The organism is Roseicyclus sp., from assembly GCF_965662675.1.
Classification (GTDB): Bacteria; Pseudomonadota; Alphaproteobacteria; order Rhodobacterales; family Rhodobacteraceae; genus Roseicyclus.
The window spans coordinates 1-3388 of the sequence record NZ_CBFIIK010000165.1 but is presented as its reverse complement, the minus strand read 5'-3'; the positions used below and the strand labels follow the sequence as shown (position 1 = coordinate 3388).

Annotated in this window: 2 protein-coding genes; one reads left to right on the top strand and one right to left on the bottom strand. The window is 64.2% G+C overall.

Annotation, left to right across the window (positions count from 1 at the left end):
* Nucleotides 1–59: 59 nt before the first annotated feature.
* Nucleotides 60–2858, bottom strand: a complete 2799-nt coding sequence (locus tag ACTG4J_RS15035) for a bifunctional [glutamine synthetase] adenylyltransferase/[glutamine synthetase]-adenylyl-L-tyrosine phosphorylase (protein ID WP_439140547.1) — start codon at nucleotides 2856–2858, stop codon at nucleotides 60–62.
* Nucleotides 2859–2951: 93 nt separating this feature from the next.
* Here ACTG4J_RS15035 and ACTG4J_RS15030 point away from each other — a divergent pair.
* Nucleotides 2952–3388: YbaK/EbsC family protein (locus ACTG4J_RS15030; protein ID WP_439140546.1), on the top strand; the 437-nt coding region annotated here is incomplete at its 3' end.

The following is a 3388-nucleotide window of genomic DNA, read 5'->3' as shown; positions in this document are numbered from 1 at the left end:
GGATTCTCGGATCAGACCCTTGGGATCGATCGGGTCGGGGGCGGGTTTGTCAGATGACATCATTGTTCCTCGGGCAAGATCGCGCCAAGCACGGCGTCGATCATCTGGGCGATATAGGCGCGCTCTTGGTCAAGTTCCAATGCAAGCGCGTCAGCCGAAGGTGCGTCAGCGACACGCGCCAAGAAATCCCGGCCCCCATCGCCGATGGCACTGGGGTCAAGCGCCGTGTCGGTCAACAACCGCGTTGCGGCCTGAACACGCGCGAACAAGGCATGCGTCGCGATGATACGCGCTGTTTGATCGGCATCAAGCCACCCAAGATCCGGCGCATGGGCAAGCTGGGCGCTGGTGCTGCGCGCATCGCTGCCGCTTGCAAGTGCCGCGGCTTGCCCCAACAACTCGATATCCTGCAGCCCGCCCTGCCCCTCCTTGATCGCCCAAGTGCCGCCCACGCGCCCGGCGCTGGCCAGACGCATCCGCATCTCGGCCGCATCGGCACGCACCTTGGCCGCATCGGCCTTTTCCGCGATCACCGCGCGGCGGATCGCCTCCACCTCCGTGCGAAGTTGCGCAGGGCCCGCCATCGCGTGCGCGCGCGTCAGTGCCATATGCTCCCATGTCCACGCCTCGGCGCGCTGGTAATCTGCGAAAGAAGTAAGCGCAGTGGCCACCGGCCCTTGCCGTCCCGAAGGGCGCAGCCGCATATCGACAGCGTAAAGCGTGCCCGCCGCCGTCGGCGCGGACAATGCCGTGATCAGCGCCTTGGTCGCCTTGGCATACCAGCCCCGTGGATCGAGCGGGCGCGGCCCCTCGCTTTGCTCGGCATCGGCGGGGTCGTAAATCACGATCAGATCAAGATCGGAGCCAGCGCTCATCCGCCCCGCACCCAAACTGCCCATGCCCAGCACTACGCCGCCATGTCCCGGCGGCGGACCGTGACGGCGCGCGATCTCATCACAGACCACAGGCCACATCGCACCCAACACGGCATGGGCCAGATCGGTGTATTGCGCCATCGCCGCTTCTTCGTCGATCAACCCACGCAGTTGATGCACGCCGATGCGGAAATGCCATTCCTTTTGCCAGCGCCGCGCCTGATCAAGCTGTTGCTCGAAGCCCGACCCGGCCAAAACCCCCGCAAGTTCGGCTTGAAGCGCCGCATATCCCGGCCAAGGCGCAAAGAAACGCCCATCGAGGACCGCATCCAGCACACTTGCATGGCGCGACAGATAAAGCGACAGCCCCGGCGCGGTTGCACAGATATCGACGATCAGATCGACAAGGCTTGGGTTGGCTTCGAACAGCGAAAATAATTGTACACCAGCCGGTAGCCCCTTGAGAAAGCTGTCGAAATTCAAAAGGGCCTCATCGGGGCGCGCCGCCCGTTGAAAGCGGCGCAGCAAATCGGGCTTGAGACGGGCGAAGATCGCGTGGCCCCGCTCGGATCGCAACGCGGGATAACTGGGCCAACGGGCCACGATCTCGGATTGTTCCGGGTCGACCACGACATCGCCCGCCTCCCCTGTCTTACCCGGCTGAAACAGATCGCCGCACATCTGCTCGACACGGCGCAGCCGATCCGACAGGCCATCACGAAACGCAGCCACATCATCGGTACCGCACAAATGCGCCAAGCGGGCAAAGCCTTCGGCTGATTTCGGAAGATCATGGGTCTGGGCGTCATCGATCATCTGCACACGATGCTCGATCTCACGGTGATGGGCGTAATGATCGCAAAGCTCCTGCGCCACATCCGCCCCGATCCACCCCGCATCGGCAAGGGCAGAAAGCGCGTCGACCGTGCGCCGCGCGCGCAGTGACGGATCGCGGCCCCCGGCGACAAGCTGGCGGGTCTGAGCGAAAAACTCGATCTCGCGGATACCCCCCGCGCCGAGTTTCATATTATGACCTTCTAGTTTAAGGGTGCCGTGCAAACCCTTGTGATCCCGAATTTTCTGTCGCATGTCGATCGTGTCTTGCACCATCGAGAAATCCAGATGCCTGCGCCAGACGAATGGGGTGAGCGTCTCGAGAAACCGCAGCCCCGCAGCGATATCACCCGCTGCCGGCCGCGCCTTGATATAGGCCGAACGTTCCCAACTGCGCCCTTCGGCCTCGTAATAGCGCTCGGCCGCGGTCAGCGAGATACAGACCGGCGTCACACTGGCATCGGGTCGCAGGCGCAGGTCGGTACGAAACACATAACCCTCGTCGGTGGTGTCCGAGAGGGAGGCCGCCATGCGGCGCGTGGCGCGTATGAATGCCGCGCGCGCCTCCATCGCATCGTCGGGGTCGAAACGCTCATCATCGAAGAAACAGATAAGGTCGATATCGGAGGAATAATTCAACTCGCCCGCGCCCATCTTGCCCATGGCAAGCGCGACCATCCCTGCGCCGCTGTCATGGGCGTCCGCCTCGGTCATGCCGGGAATTTTGCCACGCCGCGCCTCGCGCGCGACATGGCTGCGCAACGCTGCATTGAGGCAGGCATCGGCGAAATCGGTCCAGGCTTGGGTCACGCTGTGCAGCGGCCAAATCCCGCCCAGATCGGCCAGCGCAACAACCAGCGCCGCGCGCCGCTTGAGTTGGCGCAGCCCTTGGTCAAGCGTGGTGTGATCATGCGCCTGCGTCGCCGCGATCAGGGCGGCGACGGTCTCTTCGGGTGCCGTGTCCAAAGCGCCCGATAGCCAATCGGCCTCGCGCAAGATCAGCGCACACAGATAGGGCGATGATCCGGCCGCCCCCGTGATCAGCGGGCGCAGCTCTGCCGCGACATCATGCAGCGCGGCCCAGCCCTCCGCGCCGCGCGCGGTGCTGAAGGGGATCGGATGGCGGGTGATACGTGATGCAAAGCTCATGGCGCGAGTTAGGCCCGCTTGGCCCCCGCGGTCAACGGCTTGCGCTTGGCAAGCTTGCCTGAGATCAAGGGACAGCAAAGGGAAAGTGCCGACATGTCGAAAAGTCTCAAACGGGTCGAGGATGCGCTGCGCGCCGCAGGTCTTGCAACCGAGGTGGTCGAGATGGCCGATGGCACCCGCACCGCCGAAGATGCCGCCCGCGCGGCGGGTTGCGGCGTGGACCAGATCGCCAAATCCATCATCTTCCGCGCTGAAACCAATGGTGATGCGGTGCTGTTCATCACGGCGGGCGGCAATCTGGTGGATACGCCCAAGGCCAGCACGCTGGCGGGCGAGACCTTGGGTAAGGCCGACGCCGATCTGATCCGCGCGCACACGGGCTTTGCCATCGGTGGTGTGGCCCCCTTGGGTCACCTGAACCCGATCCGCGCATGGTTCGACCCGCGCCTATTGGACTTTGAACTGGTCTATGCTGCCGCTGGCACGCCACGCCATGTCTTTGCCATCGCACCACAGCGCTTGCTGGCGCG